Consider the following 23,456-nt stretch of genomic DNA (forward strand, 5'->3'; position numbering starts at 1 on the left):
ATCACTCAGATCTGCGTGAGATAGCGTCGACTGAGAGCGACGATGGCCACGAAACACGCTGCAACGAAGATCATCCCGATGCGTGCCCCACCAACGGAGTTCGACGCACTCAGAGCGATGCCCAGGGCCGCGACGCCGATCGCCATGCCCGTTTGACGGGAGGTATTCAGTACCCCCGAGGCAAGTCCGGCGAACGATTTGTCGATCACTGCCATGGCCGCTCCATTGCAGCTGGGGCCGAACACACCACACCCGAGACCGACGAGGGCGGTCCCCGCCATCACCACAGGCCAGGTATCGCTGTCCCCGATCGCGGTGCACAGGAGCGCGCCGATCGCAGCAGTGGAAGCACCGACAGTCAGGAGCCAGCACATACCGCGACCTGCCCACACGCGATTGAGGACCAGCGTTCCGAACGTCCACAACACTGCAAACGGCAGAAAGAACAGTCCTGTCCGCAGCGCTGAAGAGCCCCAGTAGGACTGGATGAATATCGCGAGCATGAATTGCATGCCGTAGGCCCCGAATTGGAAGGCGAATCCGTTCGCTATGGATGCAGAGAACGCCGGCTTACGGAAGATCGACAGCGGCAGAACCGGATGCCGGGTCCGGCCCTCGACGACGAAGAACCCGACGAGCGCTGGCACACATCCGAGTAGCAACGCCAGAGCCAACGGATCACCCCACCCGCGGGAGCCGCCTTCGATCAAACCGGCTACCAGGAGGGCAAGTCCGGCGATGCCGAGGACCTGCCCGGGAACGTCATAGGATTCCGCATCGCGCGTCGCGGTTTCACGGACATGCCGCCAGCACAGCCAGAGGGCTAGAACGCCGATGGGAACATTGACGAAGAAGATCGAGCGCCAACCGATGAACTCGGTGAGCAAGCCTCCTCCGATCGGTCCTGCGACCAATGCGATTCCGCCCGTTGCTCCCCACATCGTGATTGCCTTGGCACGCGCGATCGGATCCGGATAGGTGCGTGCAATGATCGCCAGTGTCGTTGGAAGAAGCCCGGCAGCAGCGATACCCTGCAGGCAACGAAATGCCGCCAGCGATAGAAGGTTTGGGCTGACGGCGCACAACAGAGAAGCCGCCGTGAAGCCGCCCAACGACCACAGGAAGACACTGCGGGAACCGACTCGGTCCGCCAGAACTCCCGCTGTGAGCAACAGGCTGGCCAGAGGAACCGTGTAGATGTTCACCAACCATTGCAAAGCGGCAACGGAGCCACCGATGTCGCGTTCGATTGCCGGTAACGCGATGTTGAGAGCGCTCCCGTCCAACAGGATCATGAAGAATCCAAGACAAACCGCAGTGAGTGCCAGTGCCTGATCTCTCGAATCACCCAACAGCGCAGTATGTTTCGTGCCGCCGGAGACTGCGTCACCGACCGAGCTGTCAGCAGAGATGTTGCTCGTGCCCATAGGAGGCCCCGTCTCCGGAATTTCTGCACCTGCAAGTACAACAGCTTTCACAGAGACTGTACATACCCATAGGTACAATGTCTGTATGGGTAGCGCGGAACGGCTGATCGCAAGCATGCAAGAACTGTTGTGGGAGCGTGGCTACTCCGGAACGAGCCCACGTGCCGTGCAGAAAATGGCTGACGTCGGGCAAGGCAGCATGTACCACCACTTCCAGGGGAAAGCGGACCTGGCGGTGGCCGCAGAGCATCTCATGGGGCGCGAACTACAAGCGCAAATCACCGAACGACTCAGCTCCGGCGAGACGACCGTCGACAAGATCGCTGCCTTCCTCACGATCGACGAACACGTCCTCCGCGGGTGTCGGCTCGGGAGATTGGTCCAAGACTCCGAGGTCGCATCCAACGACGAGTTGCGAGCACCGATCCAGACCATGTTCGTGTGGATTCAACAGAACATCGCATCCACACTCGAAGACGGGCGCAGCAACGGTGAAATCCGTCCCGATGCGAACATCGAAGCTCTCGCCACCACCATTCTCGCAGTGCGGCAAGGTGCTTACGTCCTCGCTCGTGCTGCCCAATCCGAAGAACCGTTTCGAAAGGCGGCCGACGGGCTGATCGAAATGCTCACCCACGGGGTTTGCGTGTAAAAGTTCAACGATGCTCCAGTAGTCATGTCGCCGTTCTGCTCCAGTCAGCTCTTGACGCAAGAACGGAACGGGTGTTCACTTCTTCACATGGCCTATCGCCGCACTCCGGCAGTACAGGAAAGATTGGACGCCCAACGCGCCCGACTGCTCGAGGCCGCCACGACGGCAGTGGCAACCCACGGCTATGCGGGATGTTCCATCGCCGCGGTGGCCAAGAACGCCGGCGTCGGCACCGGGACGCTGTATCGACATTTCGACGGCAAGGGCGAATTGTTCGCCGAAGTGTTCCAATCAGTCTGCAGCCGTGAGGTATCCGCAGCTCGGGACGCCGGAGACAATGCCCGAAGCCTGGCAGGCAATCACCGCTCCGCGGTATCGGCGTCGGTTCGGACCTTCGCCGAACGTGCCATGCGTGCACCGGTTCTCGCCTATGCACTGCTGGTGGAACCGGTAGATCCTCTCGTCGACGAACAGCGGTTGATGTTTCGCGAATCGTTCCGCGATTGCCTGGCCACCGCAATTCGCTCAGCAGTCGAATCCGGTGAGATACCGCCACAGGACGCCACTCTGACGGCAGCGTGCATCGTCGGGGCAATCGGCGAGGCCCTGATCCTTCCACTGCGCGGCGGCACCACCGATCCCGCTGCGATCGACGCCATTCTCGCCTTCACCCTTCGATCGTTAGGGAGCTTCGATGACACCCACGCATGAAGTCACCAATCAGGTTCCGCCCCTGATCGATTACGACGCAGCCGAATACGCGCCGATCCTCGAGGCACTCCACCGTGAAGGCGCATCGGATGCACTCGAAGAGGTTCATCGAGTAGGGATCCGCGCCGGAAGCGCGCAGGCCCAGGAGTGGGGCGATCTGGCCGAGGAGCACCCACCCGTCCTGAGAACCCACGACCGCTACGGCAACCGTATCGACGAGGTCCGCTACGACCCCGCCTATCACCAACTCATGAGCACCGCAGTGGAATTGGGACTGCACGGCGCTCCGTGGGTTGACCCGAATCCACACGCACACCTCGTCCGCGCCGCGAAGATGGCCGTGTGGGGTCAAACCGACGCCGGTCACGGCTGTCCCATCTCCATGACGTACGCCGTGATCCCCGCGCTGCGGCACAACGCGGATCTGGCCGCGCAGTACGAACCCCTCCTGACCACGCGGCACTACGATTCGGCGCTGAAAGCTCCCCTCACCAAACCCGGATTGATCGCCGGTATGTCGATGACGGAAAAACAGGGCGGTTCGGATGTTCGTGCCGGAACCACAAGGGCAGTGCCACAATCCGACGGCAGCTACCTGCTGACGGGCCACAAGTGGTTCACCTCCGCGCCGATGTCGGACGTGTTCCTCGTCCTCGCCCAGGCACCGGGTGGTCTGTCGTGCTTCTTCCTGCCTCGGGTCCTGCCGGACGGCTCGCTCAACAACATGTACCTGCAACGCTTGAAGGACAAGTTGGGCAATCATTCCAACGCGAGTAGTGAGGTCGAGTACCTCGACGCTCTCGCGTGGATGGTCGGCGAAGAAGGCCGGGGCGTGCGCACCATCATCGAGATGGTCAACATGACCCGGTTGGACTGCACGATCGGCACGGCCACCGGCATGCGCGTCGGCACCATGCAGGCAGTTCACCACGCGACGCATCGAAGTGCTTTCGGCGCCAACCTGATCGACCAACCCTTGATGCGAAACGTTCTGGCAGATCTGGCGGTGGAATCGGAAGCGTCGACCACCGTCGCGATGTGGCTGGCCGCTCTGACCGACCGCGCAACCGCAGGCGATGCCCACGCCAGCGCACTACGACGCATTTCGTTGGCTGTGAGTAAGTATTTCGTCTGCAAGCGCGGACCGATCCACGCTGCCGAGGCACTCGAGTGTCTGGGCGGAAACGGATACGTGGAGGAATCCCGGATGCCGCGCCTCTATCGCGAGGCTCCGCTGCTTTCGGTGTGGGAGGGTTCCGGCAACGTCGCGGCGCTCGACACACTGCGGGCGATGGCCAAGCAACCCGAAACACTGCAGGTGTTCTTCGACGAGCTGAAACGAGCCAGTGGAGTGGACGGCCACTTCGATCAGGCCGTGCGGGATCTCCAGGTGGCATTCGGCGATTTCGACGACATCGAATACCGGGCACGAAAGATCGTCGGCGACATGGCGCTCGCTCTGCAGGCCTCGCTGTTGCTCCGCTACGGGCACCCCGCGGTGGCCGACGCGTTCTGCGCGAGTCGGCTCGGAAACAGCTGGGGGAGTGTGTTCGGAACGCTGCCGAGGGGCGTCGACGTCGCGCCGATCCTCGAGCGGGCCACCGTCAAGATCGGCGCCTGACCCACCCACTACAGTTTCCGCTTATGAACCGAGCCTCGAACCGCCGCGAGGCCTGGCAGCGCGTACTGCACACCCTGCGTGAATCACCCGGCCTCGGAAGGCTGGCGCTCGTCCGCTTTTCCAGCCAGTTCGGCGACGGAATGTTCCAGGCCGCGCTCGGCGGCGCAATCCTCTTCAACCCGGAACGCGAAACCGATCCGGTGGCGATAGCGGCCGGCTTTGCCGTACTGCTCCTTCCTTATTCGGTGATCGGCCCCTTTGCCGGCGCTCTGCTGGATCGTTGGGACCGCCGCCTGGTGCTCCTGTGGGCGAGCGTGCTCCGCGGGCTCTTCATCCTGACCACTGCGGTGCTGCTGGTCGCCGGCGGCGGTGACACTCTGTTGTTGACCTGTGCGCTTGCTGCAATCGGAGTCAGTCGCTTCGTCGGGGCAGGCGTATCCGCAGCCCTGCCGAAGGTCGTCCGACAATCGTGGCTGGTGGCAACCAATTCCGTTCTCACAACGGCTGGTTCGGTGGTAGCCGCTCTTGGTGCTTCGGCAGCGGTGGCGATCATCGGCATGATCGGCGCGGGGGATCGAGCGTCAGGCGCCGCCGTGGCCATCGCAGCACTGGGATCGGTGATCGCGGCCCTCGCCGCGGCCAGGTTCACGGCCCGCTCACTTGGTCCGGTCGCCGACGAAGTGGTCCGCGCCAGTGCCGTCCGTTCGGTGACGGCCGGACTGCGCACCGGGGCAACCGCTGTCTGGGAGGCGCCCGGCGTCACCACGGCGATGATCGGAATCGGAGCGCACCGCATCTGCTTCGGCATCAACACCCTCATCATGGTGCTGGTCCTACGCGACACCTCGAACGGCTCCCAATTACCCGGAGGGATGGCCGGATTCGGTGTCGCCGTCGGCGCCACGGCAATCGGAATGCTGATCGCGGCATTGATCACACCGTTCCTCATCCCGCGGATCGGTCGCTCACGGACGATCACCTACGCCCTGGTGTGCGCGGTTCTCGTCCAGCTCGTCTTCGTGACCACGCTGACTCAGGGGTCGCTGCTGATTGCCGCTTTCCTGCTCGGCATCGCCGGCCAGTCCGTGAAACTCAGCGGCGACGCGGCCATGCAGATCGACATCGACGACGACCGTCGTGGTCAGGTATTCGCCCTGCAGGACACCGTGTTCAACGTCGCGTTCATCGGTGCGATCGCGGCAGCGTCGACGGTGATCGCACCCGACGGCAAGAGCGTCGGCCTGGCCGTTGCCGGTGCGGGTGTCTATGCCGCCGGATTGTCAGCGGTGCTGATCAACCGCAAGAAACGAGAAACTAGCCCTGCTGGGTAGCCCACCACTTCAGCAGTTCGGCCTCGGCCTCGTCACGCTCGAGCGGGCCGCGATCCAGACGTAGTTCCTTGAGGAACGTCCATGCCTTGCCCACCTGTGGGCCGGCCGGGATGTTCAGCAGCTCCATGATGGCGTTGCCGTCGAGGTCCGGACGCACCCGAGCGAGGTCTTCCTGCTCCGCGATACGCGCGATCCGCTCTTCGATGTCGTCGTACGTGGCCTGCAGCTGCGCGGCGCGACGCTTGTTGCGTGTGGTGCAGTCGGCCCGCACGAGCTTGTGCAAGCGGGGGAGCAGCTCGCCCGCGTCGGTGACGTACCGCCGCACCGCCGAGTCGGTCCACTGTCCCTTGCCGTAGCCGTGAAAACGCAAGTGCAGGAACACGAGCTGTGAGACGTCGTCGACCATCTGCTTCGAGAACTTCAGTGCCCGCATGCGCTTGCGCACCAACTTGGCGCCGACCACCTCGTGGTGGTGGAAGCTGACCCCACCGCCAGGCTCGTTACGCTTGGTATCCGGCTTTCCGATGTCGTGAAGCAGTGCTGCCCAACGCAATACAAGGTCCGGATCGCCTTCTTCGAGATCGATCGCCTGCTGGAGCACCGTGAGGGAGTGCTGGTAGACGTCCTTGTGCTGGTGATGCTCGTCGATCTCGAGCTTCATCTGCGGAACCTCGGGCAGCACGTATGCAGCCAGTCCGGAGTCGACCATCATGTTGATGCCGTCCACCGGGTACATGCCCAGCATCAGTTTGTTCAGCTCGACCTGCACACGCTCGGCGGTGATCCGCTCGATCTGCGACGCCATCTCCTTGATGGCCTCGAAAACGCGATTGTTCAACGTGAAACCAAGCTGCGAGACGAACCGGGCTGCGCGCAGCATCCGCAGCGGATCGTCGTTGAACGAGTTTTCCGGCGCCGACGGCGTATCTAGCTCTCCGGCCAACAGGGCGTCCATGCCGTTCAGCGGATCGACAAACGTGTAGGAACCGTCCGCGCCGATCTTCATCGCCATCGCGTTGACGGTGAAATCGCGGCGCACCAGATCGTCGGCCAACGTCGTGCCGTACTCGACTATCGGATTACGAGAGACGCGATCGTAAGCGTCGGCCCGGAAGGTCGTGATCTCGATCTCCTGGCCGTGCTTGATGGCGCTGATGGTCCCGAACTCGATGCCCGTGTCCCACTGCTTGTCCACCCAGCCCTTGAGCAGAGCCTGAACCTTCTCCGGCCTGGCGTCCGTCGTGAAGTCCAGATCGCCACTGAAGCGGCCGAGGATCGCGTCGCGAACACTGCCACCCACCAGGAACAGCTCGTGACCGGCCGCAGCAAAACGCTCACCGAGCGGGTTCAACACGTCGGACAACGTGCCGAGCGTTGCAGTGGCGTCGGCAAGCAGTCGTAGGCGGCGATCAGCGTCGGAGGTAGGGACAGTCACGTGAAAGGAGCTTACTTAAGGTGCGCAAATAGCAGAACGCGCATACGAACGCGATAGACCGCTTTGCGCGGGTTACCGGGCAACGCTGCAACGCCAACTAGTATCGATGAGGTGTCTGGTGCCGAACGAACAAACAGGAGTCGCCGCAACCCGCGGCGTCGACCTGCCGTCGGCAACCCCGATAAACCTTTGATGCGAACCGTCCGTGAAACTTCTGCGGGCGGCTTGGTCGTCGACGGCTGGGGAGGACCCCCGGAACGTCTCTGCGCTGCACTGATCGGCCGAACCGACCGCCGCGGACGCCTGCTCTGGTCGCTACCGAAGGGCCATATCGAACAAGGTGAGACCGCCGAGCAGACCGCGATGCGTGAGGTCGAAGAAGAAACCGGTATCCAGGGAACCGTCCTGGCACCGCTGGGCAGCATCGACTACTGGTTCGTGACCGAAGGTCGACGCGTCCACAAGACCGTGCACCACTATCTCCTCCGCTTTCTCGGCGGTGAACTCTCCGACGAGGACATCGAGGTCACCGAAGTCGCCTGGGTGCCGCTGACGGAATTGCACTCGCGCCTCGCATACGCCGACGAGCGCAAACTCGCAGAACTCGCGTCCCAGATGATCGCCGAGATGCCGCGAACGGAAATACGGCAAGAACAGCGCCCGAAGGAACCGGACGCCGGATGAGAATGGCACTGCGGCGGGCCGGTGTGGCCGCTCTGGTGATGGCCGCTGTCGGTTTCGGGCCTGCAACGACGGCCGTCGCATGGGCAGCGCCGTCCAGCCAGCCCAGTGAGCGCGCCCCGGCGCGAAACACCAACGATGCCAAATTTCTGCAGCTGACCATCGACTCCACCGCACCGACCACCGTGACGACAACCAGCGACCGCAACGTCGTGGTCAAGGGCACGGTGAAGAACGTCGGTGACCGTCCCGTCGAGGACGTCGGAGTGAGGCTGCAACGCGCTCCCGCGATCGACTCCAGTTCCGACGTGCGCGCAGCACTCGATTTCGACCAGGCTGTTTTCGACACGGTCGGCGAATTCGACACCGTTGCCACCACCCTCGACACCGGCCAGTCCAAGCAGTTCACACTCACCTTGCCGCTCCGGAGCACGACCGGGTTGTCTCTCGACATCACCGGACCGGGCGTCTACCCGATGCTCGTCAACGTGAACGGCACCCCGGAATACGGCGGGGCCGCCCGACTCGACGACGCACGCTTCCTGCTCCCAGTGCTCGGTGTGCCGGCCGCGGCCGAATCGAACGCCACATCCGGAACACCCAGTTCGTCGGCGACGGCAGTCGTTCCCCCCGACACATCCGCCCCGATCGGCGTCACGCTCATGTGGCCGCTGGCCGACGCGCCACGACTCGTCGGCGGAATCCCGGGCGCGGTCAACGAGCCCGTGCGCCTGATCGACGACGAACTTGCCACCGAACTTTCCGACGGCGGCCGTCTGGACGCGTTGGTCGATGCGGTGGAGAACGCCACCAAGCCCGAGAGCGATACCGATCGCCGCGTCACGGATGCGCTCTGCCTGGCAATCGACCCCGACCTTCTGATCACCGTCGAGAACATGACTCGCGGATACCTCGTGGCCGACAACTCGTCCGACCCCACCGGACCGTCGCACGAAGGCCGCGGCAGCGACGCCGCCAACCAGTGGCTCGGCCGGGTGAAGACGCTCGCGTCCTCGATGTGCACGACGGCGGTTCCGTTCGCGCAGTCCGATCTCGCCGCGGTCACCTCGGTGGCCAATCCGGAGTTGACGGCTACCGCGCTCACACGGCCGGCGGACATCGTCGACAACATCCTCGGCGTGACCTCACTGCGAGATTTCGTCTGGCCGGATTCGGGTGTCCTCGACTCGGCCACCGCAGAGGTGCTGAGCGTGAATCCCACCACAGCGATGGTGGCTGACACTTCCGTCGACTCGGCAGCTCCGCAGCTGTCGTCGCGGATAACCGGCTCACTCGACGCGCTTGCCTTCGACACCTCGGCGGCAGCGGCGCTGGCCGCCACCGGCTCGGAGCCGCAGGTCCCGTCGTACATCCCCGACGACACCGCGCCGACCATCGACATCGAATCGCGCAGCGCCCGGCGTCAGGACGCGCTGGGGGCGATGGCCTGGGCCGCGCTGACGCCGACGTCGCTGCCGCGCAATCAGATCTTCGCGCCGCCGCAACTGTGGACCGCCGACAGCAACGACGCCACGGCGGTGCTCTCGATGCTCGCGACCCTCATCCGGTCCGGGCTCGCCTCACCTCAGGCCCTGCCGGCACTGCTCGGCAGGCAACCGGGCGCGACGGACGCCGCCACTCTCGACTACCCGGACCGGGCTACCCAGGACGGTCCGCAAACGTCCGTCGTCGAGACCGCAACCACCCAACTTCCGCGTATCGACGGGCTCGAAGCTTCGCTCGTGGACGATCCGGCGGCTTCGCTCACCCCCCGGGGATTCACGGCGCCGCTCCGCGAAGATCTACTCCGTTCGATGACCTTGGCCGATCGCCGCAACGTCGACTCCGCGTCGGTCAATCGGGCGGAGCGGGCCGCGACCATCCGCGCCGACAACGTCACCGAAGCCGTCGACGGGATGTACCGGGCCGTCAGTGTGGTGTCTCCGGGCGGCGTCTACACCCTCGCGTCGGGGCAGAGTCCGCTCCTGCTGGTGGCGCGCAACGAGCTGCCCATCGCCATCAACGTCGACCTGCGTGTGGAAGCCCCACCCGAGATGCAGATCAGTGACATCGGTCCCAAACAGCTTCCGCCGCGAGGTAGCCGACAGTTGACTGTGCCCGCGGAAATGAACGATTCTCGCAAGCTGGAAGTCAACTTCTCGCTGACCACGACAGATGGCCGCCAATTGGGTACGCCGACCAGCGTGACCGTACGGTCGAATGCGTACGGTCGTCCCCTGGCCGCCGTGACGGCGACAGCGGGAGGGTTGCTGCTGTTCCTGGCAGGGCGACGGCTGTGGCATCGATTCAAGGGTCAGCCGGACCCAGCAGATGAAGGGTACGAACGCTCATGACCGGGAATCCACCCGAGGAGGGTCGCCGCTCGGCGATCACCCGCAAGAGTGCCACGACCCGCTCGCATCCTCGGATGCCACCGTGGGAGCGCGGTTACCCGATCCAGCCGGTCAACCCGGACGCACGTTTCGACGACGCACCCACCATGACCATCCCGGTGATCCGCGACTACCCCCGGTACCGCGAAGCCGAGATGGAGTTTGCCGACCGGGCGACGACCACGTCGGACGAGTTCGACACCGACGCCCATGTCCAGGTCGGGGAACGCAAGGAGACGAACTCTCGACTCCTCGCGGCAACGGGTTCCATCGCGATCGCGACGCTGACGAGCCGCATCACGGGATTCGCCAAGCAGTTGATGATCCTGATGGTCCTCGGCCCCGCCATCGCCAGCTCGTTCACCGTCGCCAGCCAGATTCCGAACATGATCGCGGAACTGGTTCTGGGCGCCGTGCTGACCGCCATCGTCGTCCCCGTGCTGGTTCGCGCCGAGCGGGAGGACGCCGATCACGGCGAAGCGTTTGTCCGACGCCTCTTCACGGCGTCGCTCGTTCTACTCGGCATGGCCGCGCTGCTCGCGACCCTGGCAGCACCCGTACTCACCAAATACGTCTTCCTGTCCGAAGACGGCAAGGTCAGCACCGACCTGACCACGGCGCTGTCGTATCTGCTTCTGCCGGCAATCCTGTTCTACGGGCTGTCGGCGCTGTTCACAGCGTTTCTGAACACCAGACAGATCTTCAAGCCCGGAGCCTGGGCTCCCGTACTCAACAATGTCGTCGTCCTCGTGGTGCTCGTGGTCTATCGCCTGACTCCGGGTGAGATCTCGCTTGATCCGGTCTCGATGGGCGATGCAAAGCTGCTCACCCTCGGCATCGGCATCACCATCGGCGTCATCGTGCAGGCAGCCAGCCTGATCCCCGCGCTTCGCCGCGAGAAGATCTCGCTCAAGCCGCTGTGGGGTCTCGACGACCGCCTGCGCCAGTTCGGCGGCATGGCCGTCGCCATCGTCTTGTACGTCCTGATCAGCCAGATGGGCATGATCTTCGCGACCAAGATCTCCTCCCACGCCGACGAAGCCGGCCCTGCCATCTACAGCCAGGCCTGGTTGCTCCTGCAGCTCCCGTACGGCGTGCTCGGAGTGACGGTTCTGACGGCGATCATGCCGCGCCTGAGCCGCAACGCTGCTGCCGACGACACCCCGGCCGTCGTGGACGATCTGTCGGTCGCAACGCGTCTGACCATGATCACGCTGGTTCCGATCATCATGTTCCTGACCTTCATGGGCCCGCAGGTCGGTGAAGCACTCTACGGTTACGGCCGCTTCGGACCCGAACAGGCCGAACGACTCGGCACCGCCGTGAGCTGGTCGGCATTCACGTTGATTCCGTACGCGCTGGTCCTGATCCAACTTCGAGTGTTCTACGCCCGCGAACAGGCCTGGACGCCGACGTGGATCGTTCTCGGCATCACTGCAGTGAAAATCGCTTTCTCGGCGCTCGCTCCGGTCTTCGCATCCAACAGCGATCAGGTCGTGATCCTGCTCGGTGCGGCCAACGGTCTCGGATACATCACCGGCGCCGTCATCGGCGGGTACCTCCTGCACCGCAGCCTCGGAAACCTGCAGATGGCCAACGTGGGCAAGACAGTCTGGTCCGTCGTACTCGCCTCGCTGGCCGGTTCGCTGACCATGCTCGCGGTCGACCGCGTCCTCGGATTCGATCAACTCACCGAGCGTTTCGGCGGACCCGGCTCGATGGTTCGTGTCGCCGTCGGCGGCATCCTGATGCTCGCGATCACCTTCACGATTCTCTACTTCAAGAAGGTTCCGGAAGTCCTGTCGGTAACGGTTGCGGTCTCCCGCAAGATTCGTTCACTGACAGGTCGCGCCGAACCGGACACACGTAACAACACCGACGACGACGTCACCGAGCTGATTCCTGCAATCAGAACGGAATCAAACGAGCAAGAACGACCGGGTGCGCTCCCGTACCCTGGTCATGGGCGTACAGGATCGCAACCCGCGCGTATTCGGGGACGGGCTATCGATGGAGAAGGAGCGAGGGTGAGCGACGACAACGTTTCCGGCAACAAGAGTGCCGGGACTTCTGCCGTGAAAGCGTCCGAACAGAAGTCAACGGCATCGTCGGGCACACCTGCATCCACGAGTTCCTCCGCATCTTCCGGCCAGAAGCCACAGCAGGGTCAGAAGCCACAGCAGCCCGCACAGCGACCGCAGCAGGGCCAAAGCCCGCAGGGTCAGAAGCCGCAGCCGCCGGTGCAGAAGGCCGCTCCGCCGGTACCTCCGGTCAGTGTGTCCAAGACACCTTCGGCGCCCGTGTCGAAGACACCTTCAGCACCTGTCTCGAAGACACCCGCGCCGAAGACGCCTGCTCCGGACAAGAAGGCACCCGAATCTCAGAAGACGGCTGCCGCTCAGACACCGCCCACTGCACCTCGCACACCTGCCGCCGGATCCGCATCACGACCGGCCCAGCGACCGATGCCCCGTGGACCGAAGCTCATCCCGGGCGCATCTGTCGCCGGCGGACGCTACCGTCTGCTCGCGCCGCACGGCGGAACCCGCGGACTGCAGTTCTGGGAAGCTCTCGACGTCAAGCTCGACCGTGAAGTAGCCCTGACGTTCGTCGACGCCGATCAGCGCGGTGACGACGACAGCCAGTCCGGACCGCAGGCAGTTCTCTCACGCACTCTGCGCCTGGGACGAATCAACTCGCCCGGTCTGGCTCGCGTCCTCGACGTCGTCCGCGGAAGCTCGGGCGGCATCGTCGTCGCCGAATGGACTCCCGGCCGTTCGCTGCGTGAGATGGCCGAGACGACGCCGTCGCCGATCGGTGCAGCCCGCGCCATTCGCGCCCTCGCGGCGGCTGCCGAAGCTGCTCACCGCACCGGCGGTGCGCTGTCCATCGATCACCCGGACCGCGTTCGCATCAGCATCAACGGTGACGCCGTACTGGCGTTCCCGGCGACGCTTGCCGACGCCGATTCCACCAGCGACGTCCGCGGCCTCGGCGCCATGCTGTACTCGCTCATCACGGCTCGCTGGCCGCTGGCCGAACCGTCCGCCGGTCCCGTCGGTGGTTTGCTTCCCGCCGGCCGCGGCGCCGACGGGAACATCGTCGAGCCTCGCGTCGTCCGTCCGGAGGTTCCGTTCGACATCTCGGCCGTTGCAGTTCGAGCGTTGCAGTCGGAGAGTGGAATCCGCACTGCTGCCACCGTGCAGCACATCCTCGATCAGGCGTCCGTCGTCAACGACAAGACGGAAATGATTCCGGCACTTCGTCTCGGCCACCGCGAACAGGGTGCGTCGGGTCATGCACTGAACGACCCCGAAGCCATCGAGGCCGAGAAGAAGAAGTCGACGCGGATGCTCGCGGCACTGACGGCGCTCGGTGTCTTCACCGTGATCGTCCTGATTCTCCTTGTGGTGTGGGTAGCGAGCTTCCTCTCGGGTGGCAGTAACGACACCCCGCTCAGCGAGCAGAGTTTCGGACTGACCACCGAAGCCACTGCGCCCGAGAACAATTCACCGGCGCCCGCACCGGCGGCAGCAACCGTTCCGGTAGCTTCCTCGGCCGTAACGGTGTTCTCACCCCAGGGAACGCCGGATCAGCCGGCAACAGCGAAGAACGCCATCGACGGCAATCCGGCCACCGCATGGTCGTCGGATTCGTACTTCCAGCCGTTCCCGTCGCTGAAGAACGGTGTCGGCCTGATGGTGACGCTTGCCGATGCCGCCAACCTGAAGAACGTTGCGATCACGTCTGATTCGCCGGGAACCGTCGTTGAAATCCGTTCTGCCCCTTCTGCGAATACTTCGCTGGATCAGACCAAGGAAATCGGATCGGGTGTCCTGAAGAACGGCGTGACCGACATTCCAGTCACGTCGGACGGCTCGGGTCAGTATGTCCTGGTTTGGATTACGCAGCTCAGCACCGAATCCGGACAAAACCAGACATCCATCTCGGAGATTGCATTCACTGCTGCAAAGTGATCGCCCTTGGCCCTTCTGAAACCTACCGACTGGGCTAATATCCGCCCGTGCACAGTTATCGGGGGGGCACCGGGGGCGGAGCCGGAAAATTCGAATCCAGAAGTTTCGAGAACAAGAATCTCGAGGCGACGGATTTCGAATTGTTGACTGCTCATGTCGAGGGCGATCGGCATGCGTTCCGTGAACTACTGACCAGGCATCAGGATCATCTATGGCACGTTGCCCGGCGTACGAGCTACTCGGACGAGGACGCGGCCGACGCGCTCCAGGAGGGTCTGCTGTCCGCGCATCGCAAGGCGGCGAAGTTCCGCGGCGACGCGGCGGTGCGTAGTTGGCTCCACACCATCGTGGTCAATGCCTGCCTCGACCGGATCCGACGCAACAAATCACGGGCGGCGTTCTCTCTGTCTTCGGAGAACGCGGAGGAACCCCGCGATCACCGCGACTATGCGGCGACAGTGGACATGAGCCTGACCGTCGAACAGGCACTGGCATCGCTGCCGCCTGAGCAGCGTGCTGCCGTCGTCGCCGTCGATGTCGAGGGGTATCCGGTGGCCGAGGCCGCCGAGAGGTTGGGAGTACCCGTAGGGACCGTGAAGAGTCGCTGCGCCCGCGCGCGTAAGCGCCTCGCCACCCAGTTGGAAGACTTTCGCGAAGGCGGGAACCATTCGTGAACCGGACGCGTCCTATCTTGTAAGCGTCCACACCGACTGCCGAGGGAGGGTTCATGACAGATCCGTCTGTTCGTGTTCCGTCGCCTCCGTATTCGGAAGACCTACTAGCGGATCTTCACGCCGGGGTTCTCGATCCCGAAACCAGTGCAGCCCTGTGGCCGCTGGTGCACGCAGACCCCGACGCCCATGCATTTGTCACTACTCTCGACAGCGTCACGGCATCACTCGCGACACTGAACTCGCGCGAGGCCTCTCACGAACGGATTCCGAATTCGCTTGCCGAGCGAATCAATTCGGCACTGGATCTACAGTCCAGCCAGGTCGAGCCGCCAGCACAGACTACCGTCGTGCCGTTCCGGCGACGCCCACAAGCCTGGGTGCTCGGTGCCGCAGCAGCCGTGTTGGTGGCCTTCGTGATCGTTGTGGTCGGAACCCGAGATTCCGAGCCTGCCGAAAGCGTTGTCGCTCAACCGAGCACACCAGCGACGTCTGCTGTCGACGATCCGGATTCGGTGTCCCTTCTCTCACTCATCGGATCCAAAAACCTTGGACCACTGGATGATCCATCCAAACTTGCCGGATGCCTACGCGCCAACGGCATCGACGAGGGCCGGCCTTTGCTCGGTTCCGGCGAGATTCGCATCGACGGGGCGCCGGCGATAGTCCTACTCTTCACGGGATCGCAGCCGCGTCAGATCACGGCTCTGACTGTTGGCATCAACTGCAGCGACGGGAATCCGAATACGTTGTCGGTCAAGAACATCGGCTGACGTCGACGGTCAGCGCGGTGTTGCCGCCGGGAGTAAGAGCTCGAGGATTCTCCCACGCAATGCGTCCGTATCATCCTCGACCGCTATCAGACTCGAAAACATCGCTGCCCCGGCCGCCAATACCAGCACGGCCTTGGCATCGAGCAGTGCCGATTCAGGATCTTCGGCGTTCTGTAGGAACAGTTGGGTACTCGGTCCACTGAACCCGCGCCACAATTCGTTGCGCAGGTCGTCGTGGTCGCGCAGGGCCGCCAGCAATCCTGGCGACGCGGCGCGAACCTCGGGACGGGAGAAGAGCTGAGCACTTCCCTCCACCACCCAACGGATCCAGCCGTCGCGATCGGTGCCCTCGAACGGTGTCAGGTCCGGTGTCGCCCCCAGGATCGACCCGAGAACAAGATGTGCCTTCGACGGCCATCGCCGCGACATCGAGGCTCGGCTGACCCCTGCCCGTGCCGCGATCGCCCGGAGACTGAGTTGATCCCAACCGACCTCGAGGAGCATCGCTCGGGTGACCTCGAGGACTGTGTCGTCGATGCGTGGGTCTCGTGGGCGACCTGATCCTGTGGCATTCATCGTGTCGAATTGTCGGACAGATTGGGAGAAGGCGCTATATCGTCGTAGTTACGAGTCCACTGGCATCGTAAAGATCAGGCCGCCGCAGGAAGTTGAAAATGACCACAGCGCCCACACCGTCGATATTCGAACCCGCACGTCTCGGCCCTCTGACCTTGCGCAACCGCATCGTCAAAGCTGCAACTTTCGAGGGCGTCATGCCCCGGGGAGCGGTCTCGGACGATCTGATCAACTTCCACGCCGAGGTGGCCCGCGGCGGGGCCGCGATGACCACTGTCGCCTACTGCGCCGTCTCACCAGGTGGACGAGTCCACCGCGACACCCTTGTCATGGACGAGCGCGCGCTGCCGGGACTACGCAGACTGACCGACGCCGTCCACGCCGAAGGCGCACTTGCTGCGGCGCAGATCGGCCACGCGGGACTGGTCGCCAACACGCTCTCCAACAAGACGAAGACTCTGGCGCCGTCGACCCGGCTGAGTCCGCCCGCGATGGGCCTCGTCAAGGGCGCGACACTCGCCGAACTCGACGGTGTCGTCTCCGACTTCGAACGGACCGCTCGCGTCGCCGTGGGCGCAGGATTCGACGCCATCGAGGTCCATCTCGGCCACAACTACCTCCTCAGTTCGTTCATGAGCCCCAATCTGAACAAGCGCCACGATCGATACGGTGGCAGCGTCGCCAAGCGCGCCGAGTATCCGCGTCGAGTCGTCGAAGCGGTGCGACGCGCCGCTGGATCCAGCGTGGCGGTCACCGCGAAATTCAACATGTCCGATGGGGTGCCGAAAGGTCTGTGGCTCGACCAGAGCCTGCCGATCGCCCAGATCCTCGAAGCCGACGGCCACCTCGACGCGATGCAATTGACCGGTGGCAGTTCACTTCTCAACGGAATGTACTTCTTCCGCGGCGAGGTCCCACTGGCTGAGTTTGTCGCCTCCCAACCCAAACTCGTCGGGTACGGGCTGAAGTTCTACGGTCCCAAACTCTTTCCGACGTACCCGTTCGAGGAGGGCTTCTTCCTGCCCTTCGCCCGTCAGTTCCGACAGGCGCTGAGGATGCCACTGATCCTGCTCGGCGGCATCAACCGCGTCGACACCATCGAGCACGCACTGGATGAAGGATTCGAATTCGTCGCCATGGCGCGTGCGCTCCTCAGGGACCCACAACTGGTCAACAAATTCCAAGCCGAGAGCGTCGACGAGGGGTTGTGTATCCACTGCAACAAGTGCATGCCCACCATCTACACCGGCACGCGCTGTGTGGTTCGGGACGCGCTGGTGGTTCGGGAGGCACCGCGCCCCGCCCAGTGAGTCCCGCGCTGTGAGCTGCCGGCTGTGAGCCACTTTCCAGCCGAGTGCGGGAACAACACCCCTTATCCTGGTGTTGATCGGTACGGCTCTCCAAGAAGCGGAGGGTCTGCACTCACTATTGGAAGGCTCGCATGACCACCCAGCTGGAAAACACGCCCGCGGTCCATGACGTCATCATTGTCGGTTCCGGACCGGCCGGCTACACCGCTGGTGTCTACACCGCGCGCGCTGAGCTCCAGCCCCTGCTCTTCGAGGGAACCCAGTTCGGTGGCGCCCTCATGACCACCACCGAGGTCGAGAACTTCCCCGGATTCCGCGAAGGAATCATGGGCCCCGACCTGATGGAACAGATGCGTGAGCAGGCACTTCGCTTCGATACCGACATCCGCACCGAGGACGTCGAAGAGATCGATCTCAGCGGCCCGATCAAGACGGTCGTCGCGAACGGCGAAACGTACGCCGCGCACGCGATCATCCTCGCCATGGGCGCGGCAGCCCGTTACCTCGGCATTCCCGGTGAAGAACGCCTCCTCGGCCGCGGCGTCAGCGCCTGCGCCACCTGCGACGGCTTCTTCTTCCGTGACCAGGACATCGTCGTGGTCGGCGGCGGCGACTCCGCGATGGAAGAGGCAACCTTCCTGACCCGCTTCGCTCGCTCGGTCACCCTGGTGCACCGCCGCGAGGAATTCCGCGCCTCACGGATCATGCTCGAGCGCGCCAAGGCCAACGAGAAGATCCGCTTCCTGACCAACGCGGAGCCCGTCGAGGTCCTCGGCGAGAACAGCGTCACCGGGCTCGTCGTTCGTGACACCGTCACGGGTGAGACCTCCACACTCGAGATCACCGGCATGTTCGTCGCCATCGGCCATGACCCGCGCAGTGAGCTCGTCAAGGACCAGGTCGATCTCGACGACGCCGGATACGTGCGCGTCGCTCCCGGTTCCACCGCGACCTCCGTCGACGGCGTCTTCGCTGCCGGTGACCTGGTCGATCACACGTACCGCCAGGCGATCACCGCTGCCGGCACCGGATGCTCCGCAGCAATCGACGCCGAACGCTGGCTGGCCGACCGCGGCGACATCACCGCCAACACGCTCGACGCAGCCGGCCACACGGTCGACGTCGTCGGCGCTCCCTGATTCATCAAGCTGTCGAACCCAACCCTCGAGGAGTAACAGTGTCGAATACCGTCACCATCACCGACGATTCCTTCAAGCAGGACGTCCTGGGCAGCGACAAGCCCGTTCTGGTCGATTTCTGGGCAACCTGGTGCGGCCCGTGCAAGATGGTCGCCCCGGTACTCGAGGAGATCGCCGGTGAGAACAGCGAGAAGCTGACCGTCGCAAAGCTCGACATCGACGCCAACCCGGCGGCCGCCCGCGATTTCCAGGTCATGTCGATCCCGACGATGATCCTGTTCAAGGACGGCAAGCCGATCAAGACGATCGTCGGCGCCAAGGGCAAGGCCGCACTGCTCAAGGACCTCGCAGACGTTCTCTGACGGCTGGATGAGCATCGTGGATTCTCGCAATCCACAGAATTTCTGAGATAATCGATCGATGTGCCTGATCGGGTCTACGACCAGGCACATCGATCGAATTCGTTAACCGATCCGAGAGGCTTTCACGCATGCACAGACTCCGACACGGCGATCACGGCCCGGCCGTCGCCGAGATTCGGGGCACATTGACGAAGCTGGGATACCTCCATCACGGAACTTCCGGTATTCGACGTGAAAGCGCCGACGGTGCCCACTGGGTTGCGCCCGACGCCATCTTCGATCATCAACTCGACAGCGCCGTTCGCGCCTTCCAGCAGCAGCGTGGGCTCCTTGTCGACGGCATCGTGGGCCCGGCCACCTATCGGTCACTTCGCGAGGCCTCGTACCGCCTGGGCGCCCGTACGTTGATTTACCAGCTTTCTGCGCCGCTGTACGGCGACGACGTCGCAGCTCTGCAGGCCAAACTGCAGGACCTCGGCTTCTACGCAGGTCGGGTCGACGGTTTCTTCGGCCCGCAGACCCACGAATCTCTCTCGTCTTTCCAGCGTGAAATCGGGATCGCCGCCGACGGTATCTGCGGACCGCAGACACTGCGTTCGCTGGAACTGCTGGGAACTCGCGTCACCGGCGGATCGCCGCACGCGATCAGCGAAGAGGAGCTGGTGAGGCGCAAGGGCCCACAACTGGGCGGCAAGCGCATCGTCATCGATCCAGGCCTCGGTGGTCCGTCCACCGGCACCATCGTCAACGGCATCTCCGAAGCCGACATCCTGTGGGATCTGGCTATGCGCCTCGAGGGGCGGATGGCAGCAACCGGGATGGAAACCTTCCTCTCCCGCCCGCACAACGCCGATCCGAGCGAGGCCGAGCGCGCGCTGACGTCCAACGCATTCGACGCCGATCTGATGATCTCCCTGCGCTGCGACAGCAACTCGAGCCCGTCTGCGAACGGCGTCGCGAGCTTCCACTTCGGAAATTCGCACGGTTCGGTCTCGATGATCGGTCAGGTGTTGACCGGTTTTGTTCAGCGCGAGATCGTTGCGCGAACTCCGTTGCGGGACTGCAGAACTCACGGTCGAACGTGGGAGTTGTTGCGCCTGACCAACATGCCGACGGTACAGATCGACCTCGGCTACCTGTCCAACGCGTCCGACGTTGCGGTACTGACGAATCCGCGGATGCGTGACACCATCGCCGAAGCCATCTTGATCTCGGTCAAGCGGCTGTACCTGCTGGGTCAAGACGATCAGCCGACCGGCACCTTCACCTTCGCCGAGCTTCTCGCAGAAGAACTTTCGGTAGCCGACCGCATTTCGTAGATCCTGCGGTCGGCACCTGCTCACACTCTGGCGAGTTCGCTGATCTCCACCATTTCGAGAGCTGCGGCCTTCAGTAGACGGTCGAGGGCTTCTTCGACGTCGACTTTCCATTCGTGATCTCGATTGAGTTCGAGACGAAGCCGCGGATAGCGATGGTGCGGTGCCACGACCTCGAAACCGTAGTCCTCGAGGAACTCGGCACTGATCATGCATTCTGCGGGTGAACATTCCAGAGCTGCCGTTGCACTCGCCACGTCGGAAGCAGGTCCCAAGTCGTCGCTACGGATACCGAATGCCTCGAGCGCACGAACTCCTCGTCGGACCAGATCTGTCACGACAGCGGCCAGCAGGCTCGGCCCTAGTTCTTCCTCTATGCCCGAGGGCTCGAGACGAAGGCTTGTGAGAAGCACTGCGTCCGAGCTGACCGGGCTGGTGGGAAACAGTTGCGCGCGCGGGATCATGCGGGGAGGGGCGTACAACGCACTGCCGAGCGGCTTTCCGTCGCGGACGGCGACCTGTCCGCAGGAACCCCACTCGAGCATGACCATCGACAGCCAGGCTTCCTTCTCGAATTCCTGATCACAGAATCCTCGGGCGTCGTGAAGCGCGCCCGGGTCCATCTCCCAGAACACGCATCGGCGCGCATGGGCGGAAAGCTGATCGAGGCTGTCGAGTGTGAGAGAGGTGATGACGTGAGTCGACACTGACTAACTCACTCTCCGTAGGTCCCCGAAGCGGTTTTGATGTTCGCCCGCCGCTTTTTTCTTCTCCAGGATAGGCCAGCTGTACCGAGTCGGCAGTGGCGCGAGAGTTGATCGCTCTAATGTATTGCTGTTCAACATCTTTCGTCCCGGTTCAAGATTTCGAGAAGGTCGGACCACCTAAATTCGTCACAGTGACGAAAATAGGTGGTGTGCCCGGTCATCGTCATTACGTCACCAAACGGGCATCCGAGTTCACTACGTCGATTTCTGCGCTTCCATCATTCCGACGATGCGTTGTAGGTCGTCGACCGAGCCGAATTCGACCACAATCTTTCCCTTCCGCTTGCCCAGACTGACAGTCACCCGAGTGTCGAACGAGTCCGACAACCGCTCGGCCACATCCTGCAGACCTGGCATCACGATGGGCTTGCGCTTCTGTGGGGGAGCGATCTCATTATCCGCCCGGTTGGCCAGAGTGACTGCTTCCTCCGTCGCGCGAACAGACATTCCTTCCGCGACGATGCGCGCCGCCATGACCTCCTGAGCGTCGGCACCCGCCTCGAGGGACAGCAGTGCGCGAGCATGGCCGGCCGAAAGTACACCGGCCGCAACGCGACGCTGAACCGCCACCGGCAGCTTCAGCAGACGAATCATGTTGGTCACGACGGGACGCGAACGTCCGATCCGATTGGCCAATTCTTCGTGGGTGACTTCGAACTCCTCGAGCAGCTGCTGATACGCCGCTGCCTCCTCGAGGGGGTTCAACTGCACTCGATGGATGTTCTCGAGGAGCGCGTCGCGCAGCATCGAGTCGTCATCTGTTTCACGAATGATCGCCGGAATCTTCTCCAGCCCGGCTTCCTGGCTCGCGCGCCAGCGACGCTCACCCATGACAAGTTGGTACTTGTCACCGTGACGACGGACCACGATCGGCTGCATCAAGCCGAACTCGCGGATCGAGTGAACCAACTCCGCGAGTGCTTCCTCGTCGAAAACGCTGCGAGGCTGCTTCGGGTTCGTCTCGATCAGGCTCGGTTCGATCTCGAGATAGACCGCGCCGGTCGGCTCGAGTTCGGTCTCCGGCTCAGCTTCCACCGGAGCCTTCGCAGCCGACGCCTTGGTGGCTTTCGGCGTTTTCGGGGCCGCTTTGGTCGGTGGGGGAGGGGAGGGGTTGCGCTTGTCGACGCCGATTACGACGTCCGCTGCAGCCGATCCCAGACCCGGCGCCGTGGCCGGCCCAGTGGGGATGAGAGCAGCCAAGCCGCGGCCCAATCCACCTTTGCGTGCTTGACTCATCTCACTGCTCCTGGGTCGTCGTGGTGGCAGAGCGGGCGGCAAGTTCACGACCGGCGTCGAGGTAACTCATGGCGCCACGTGAACCCGGGTCGTAGTCGAGAACTGTCATCCCGTATCCAGGAGCCTCGGACACCTTCACGCTGCGCGGAATCACAGCGCGCAGAACGGCCTCACCGAAGTGCTTGCGTACTTCTTCGGCGACCTGGTCGGCCAGCTTGGTGCGCCCGTCGTACATCGTCAGAAGGACGGTGGAGACATGCAGATCCGGGTTGAGATGAGCCTGGACGAGTTCGATGTTGCGGAGCAACTGACCGACCCCCTCGAGGGCGTAGTACTCGCACTGGATCGGGATCAGAACTTCCTTGGCAGCGACCATCGCGTTGACGGTCAGCAGTCCCAGCGAGGGCGGGCAGTCGATGAGGACGAAGTCGACGTCAAGCTCTGCGAGCACCTTGTCGTTGAGCGCGCCTTTGAGTCGATTCTCGCGGGCAACCATGGAGACCAATTCGATCTCGGCGCCCGCCAGATCGATCGTTGCCGGAATGCAGAGAAGGCGCTCACTGTGCGGGCTGGTCTGGATCGCCTCCGGGGCCTTCACTTCGCCTATGAGCAGCTCGTAGCTCGACGGGGTGCCCGAGGTATGGACGACGCCCAGAGCGGTGCTGGCGTTGCCCTGAGGGTCCAAATCGACCACAAGGACAGTGAGCCCTTGAAGAGCGAGCGCCGACGCAAGGTTCACCGTGGTCGTCGTCTTGCCGACGCCACCCTTCTGGTTCGCGATGGTGATCACGCGGCGGAACGCCGGCTTCGGCAGCGTCACCGAATGGGGATGAAGCACTTGGCTCGCTCGATGCGCGGCCGCCCCGATGGGGGTCTCCTCCGAGGAGATCGCCGCGTAGGGGGCGGTGAAATTGTCGTCGTCGTTGACGATCTGATCCGCACCCGCACTCGTGTGCTGCTTCGGTGTTTCACGTGAAACGGCGGATTCAGATCGACCCGACATTGACTGCTCCTTCGATTGGGAATCGATCACTAGGTGCTCTCATCATCTGTACATTGCTCTCGATTGCATGCGTGT

At 63.4% G+C, this 23,456-nt stretch carries 19 protein-coding genes; 13 read left to right on the top strand and 6 right to left on the bottom strand.

All coding sequences use genetic code 11. The features are described 5' to 3' along the window. Window positions 1–5 precede the first annotated feature (5 nt). The gene (locus RA302_RS29910; protein WP_030537482.1) at window positions 6–1,427 is read right to left on the bottom strand and encodes an MFS transporter; all 1,422 of its coding nucleotides are present in this window, start codon (window positions 1,425–1,427) and stop codon (window positions 6–8) included. A gap of 85 nt (window positions 1,428–1,512) precedes the next feature. On the opposite strand from RA302_RS29910, the gene RA302_RS29915 reads away from it, so the two are divergent. The 4 genes from RA302_RS29915 to RA302_RS29930 all read left to right on the top strand — a co-directional run bounded on the left by RA302_RS29915 (window position 1,513) and on the right by RA302_RS29930 (window position 5,742). Further along, window positions 1,513–2,079 carry a TetR/AcrR family transcriptional regulator gene (locus tag RA302_RS29915; protein ID WP_030537483.1) on the top strand — a complete coding sequence of 189 codons (567 nt, stop codon included), beginning with the start codon at window positions 1,513–1,515 and terminating at the stop codon, window positions 2,077–2,079. Between the two features lie 87 nt (window positions 2,080–2,166). Further along, window positions 2,167–2,790, top strand: a complete 624-nt coding sequence (locus tag RA302_RS29920; protein WP_030537484.1) for a TetR/AcrR family transcriptional regulator — start codon at window positions 2,167–2,169, stop codon at window positions 2,788–2,790. Beyond that, complete coding sequence (locus tag RA302_RS29925; RefSeq protein WP_030537485.1) at window positions 2,774–4,411, top strand: acyl-CoA dehydrogenase family protein; 1,638 nt, start codon at window positions 2,774–2,776, stop codon at window positions 4,409–4,411. Before RA302_RS29920 ends, RA302_RS29925 begins: the two co-directional genes overlap by 17 nt. A gap of 23 nt (window positions 4,412–4,434) precedes the next feature. Next, the gene (locus RA302_RS29930; protein WP_007729119.1) at window positions 4,435–5,742 is read left to right on the top strand and encodes an MFS transporter; all 1,308 of its coding nucleotides are present in this window, start codon (window positions 4,435–4,437) and stop codon (window positions 5,740–5,742) included. Here RA302_RS29930 and RA302_RS29935 read toward each other — a convergent pair. Beyond that, window positions 5,726–7,177, bottom strand: coding sequence for a CCA tRNA nucleotidyltransferase (locus RA302_RS29935; protein ID WP_003942535.1), 1,452 nt, complete (start codon window positions 7,175–7,177; stop codon window positions 5,726–5,728). The genes RA302_RS29930 and RA302_RS29935 overlap by 17 nt on opposite strands. Before the next feature lie 192 nt (window positions 7,178–7,369). Between RA302_RS29935 and RA302_RS29940 the strand changes: the two genes are divergently transcribed. From RA302_RS29940 to RA302_RS29960, 5 genes are read left to right on the top strand one after another with little or no spacing between them, the layout of a single operon-like run. Then, window positions 7,370–7,861: an NUDIX hydrolase gene (locus RA302_RS29940; protein WP_007729122.1), complete on the top strand. Its 492-nt coding sequence runs from the start codon at window positions 7,370–7,372 to the stop codon at window positions 7,859–7,861. After that, the gene (locus RA302_RS29945) at window positions 7,858–10,212 is read left to right on the top strand and encodes a DUF6049 family protein (protein WP_030537487.1); all 2,355 of its coding nucleotides are present in this window, start codon (window positions 7,858–7,860) and stop codon (window positions 10,210–10,212) included. The genes RA302_RS29940 and RA302_RS29945 overlap by 4 nt, the downstream gene beginning before the upstream one ends. Then, a complete protein-coding gene (locus RA302_RS29950) occupies window positions 10,209–14,228 on the top strand; it encodes a lipid II flippase MurJ (protein ID WP_030537488.1) in 4,020 nt (1,339 codons plus the stop codon). Before RA302_RS29945 ends, RA302_RS29950 begins: the two co-directional genes overlap by 4 nt. Window positions 14,229–14,275: 47 nt before the next feature. After that, entirely contained in the window at window positions 14,276–14,902 is a 627-nt protein-coding gene (gene sigM / locus RA302_RS29955; protein ID WP_030537489.1) for an RNA polymerase sigma factor SigM, read from the top strand. A gap of 53 nt (window positions 14,903–14,955) precedes the next feature. Continuing rightward, the gene (locus tag RA302_RS29960) at window positions 14,956–15,672 is read left to right on the top strand and encodes a hypothetical protein (protein WP_030537490.1); all 717 of its coding nucleotides are present in this window, start codon (window positions 14,956–14,958) and stop codon (window positions 15,670–15,672) included. 9 nt (window positions 15,673–15,681) lie between these two features. Here the strand turns inward: RA302_RS29960 and RA302_RS29965 are convergent, their stop codons facing one another. Next, complete coding sequence (locus RA302_RS29965; RefSeq protein WP_030537491.1) at window positions 15,682–16,248, bottom strand: TetR/AcrR family transcriptional regulator; 567 nt, start codon at window positions 16,246–16,248, stop codon at window positions 15,682–15,684. A gap of 98 nt (window positions 16,249–16,346) precedes the next feature. On the opposite strand from RA302_RS29965, the gene nox reads away from it, so the two are divergent. From nox to RA302_RS29985, 4 genes are all read left to right on the top strand, one after another. After that, window positions 16,347–17,558: a 4,4'-dithiodibutanoate disulfide reductase gene (nox, locus tag RA302_RS29970; RefSeq protein WP_030537492.1), complete on the top strand. Its 1,212-nt coding sequence runs from the start codon at window positions 16,347–16,349 to the stop codon at window positions 17,556–17,558. 131 nt (window positions 17,559–17,689) lie between these two features. Continuing rightward, window positions 17,690–18,697, top strand: coding sequence for a thioredoxin-disulfide reductase (gene trxB, locus RA302_RS29975; RefSeq protein ID WP_166502879.1), 1,008 nt, complete (start codon window positions 17,690–17,692; stop codon window positions 18,695–18,697). A 38-nt stretch (window positions 18,698–18,735) separates the two neighbouring features. After that, window positions 18,736–19,059 (top strand): thioredoxin, encoded by a 324-nt coding sequence (trxA, locus tag RA302_RS29980; protein WP_003942530.1) that lies wholly within the window; start codon window positions 18,736–18,738, stop codon window positions 19,057–19,059. Between the two features lie 128 nt (window positions 19,060–19,187). Next, a complete protein-coding gene (locus RA302_RS29985) occupies window positions 19,188–20,378 on the top strand; it encodes an N-acetylmuramoyl-L-alanine amidase (RefSeq protein WP_003942558.1) in 1,191 nt (396 codons plus the stop codon). A gap of 20 nt (window positions 20,379–20,398) precedes the next feature. Here the strand turns inward: RA302_RS29985 and RA302_RS29990 are convergent, their stop codons facing one another. From RA302_RS29990 to RA302_RS30000, 3 genes are all read right to left on the bottom strand, one after another. After that, window positions 20,399–21,082, bottom strand: a complete 684-nt coding sequence (locus tag RA302_RS29990) for a hypothetical protein (protein WP_007729135.1) — start codon at window positions 21,080–21,082, stop codon at window positions 20,399–20,401. Window positions 21,083–21,337: 255 nt separating this feature from the next. After that, complete coding sequence (locus RA302_RS29995; protein WP_003942563.1) at window positions 21,338–22,378, bottom strand: ParB/RepB/Spo0J family partition protein; 1,041 nt, start codon at window positions 22,376–22,378, stop codon at window positions 21,338–21,340. A gap of 1 nt (window position 22,379) precedes the next feature. After that, window positions 22,380–23,381, bottom strand: coding sequence for a ParA family protein (locus RA302_RS30000; RefSeq protein WP_003942510.1), 1,002 nt, complete (start codon window positions 23,379–23,381; stop codon window positions 22,380–22,382). Between the last annotated feature and the right edge of the window lie 75 nt (window positions 23,382–23,456).

Source organism: Rhodococcus sp. DN22 (genome assembly GCF_036669995.1).
Classification (GTDB): domain Bacteria; phylum Actinomycetota; class Actinomycetes; order Mycobacteriales; family Mycobacteriaceae; genus Rhodococcus_F; species Rhodococcus_F erythropolis.